Source organism: Porphyromonas levii, assembly GCF_018206105.1.
GTDB lineage: Bacteria > Bacteroidota > Bacteroidia > Bacteroidales > Porphyromonadaceae > Porphyromonas_A > Porphyromonas_A levii.
Genome location: NZ_JADRGN010000084.1, coordinates 1 through 1,109 on the forward strand (window position 1 = coordinate 1; position 1,109 = coordinate 1,109).

Genomic DNA, 1,109 nt, shown 5'->3' on the forward strand with positions numbered 1-1,109 from the left:
TCAGGGCAATCGCATTTGAATTATCATAGATAGTTGTATTCGAGTATCTGAGAAGGTTTCATAGTTGCGTTCCTCTTTCTTAGGTTTTTTATTGGGATTTTTGTTTTCTCTTTTTGCTTTTCGAGGAAGAAGAGAGCTATCTTGTTGATTATATTCCAGTTCTTCGCTTCGTTGTCCTTTCTCTTTAACGATTGGTCTTCACCGAGAATGACATCAAGACAATAGTGTAAGTTATTCTCTACCGCCCAATGATCTCTAATGAGAGCAAACACCTCTTTAGGGTCAGTTAGCGATGAAATAAAGTAAGCCATCTCCACACTTTCTTTTTCTGTTTTTTTGTCATATCTAACCCTCTTTAGCTTGTGGATAGACTGAATTCCTTGCCACTTGTCCAAGTCTTTATATAGTTCTAATTCCTTGAATTGAGACAAGTCAACAATGCTTTCCATTGCTCTTTCTTCCACTCGTCCGTGTCCTTGCTCCAATGAAGACGTCTTAATAATGTGAGCTTTGTAGGCGGGCTTGAAGTGCTCTTCGAGTTCAAGCAAAGTGCCGGATTGATTTGCCTTCACATTGAACACATAATTACCACCTTTCTCCACGATCTTTTTAGCAATCGAATGCTGTGTGCCAATCGCATCAATGGTTACCACACTTTCGTTGATGTCGATCAGGTCTAAGAGTTCTTTTATGGCATTAATCTCATTAGATTTGTTAGAGATAAAGACTTGGTCGAGTGTCACTCTTAGTCCTTTGATATAAGCAGAAACAGTATGACACTCAGAATTCAATTCAAGGTTCTTGACCCCTCTCATCGTTTTTCCATCTATGCTGATGTGTTGACCCAAGAGGGAAAATACCCCTGCCAGCCAGTTCTTGAAAGCCACCTGAAATTGGGTTGGATCTAAACCTCTAAACACATACGCAAAAGTATCATGAGAGGGAGTATAATGACTAAGAGTTTTGCCAGAGAGACGCTTGTAGAGTTGCTTCAAATCTTGTTCATAAATTTGGGCGTAAAGCTCGACTTCAGACCAAGCATTAAATCCGGCCATAACCGCTGTAAATACAATAAGAAGAATATAGTCAAGCGGATAAATCAAGTGGTT

Annotated in this window: 1 protein-coding gene; it reads right to left on the bottom strand. The window is 39.5% G+C overall.

Features of this window, described 5'->3' with window-relative positions:
• Nucleotides 1–23 precede the first annotated feature (23 nt).
• Nucleotides 24–1,109 (bottom strand): ISAs1 family transposase (locus tag IX315_RS09570; RefSeq protein WP_342356950.1); only part of this gene is annotated, 1,086 nt, incomplete at its 5' end.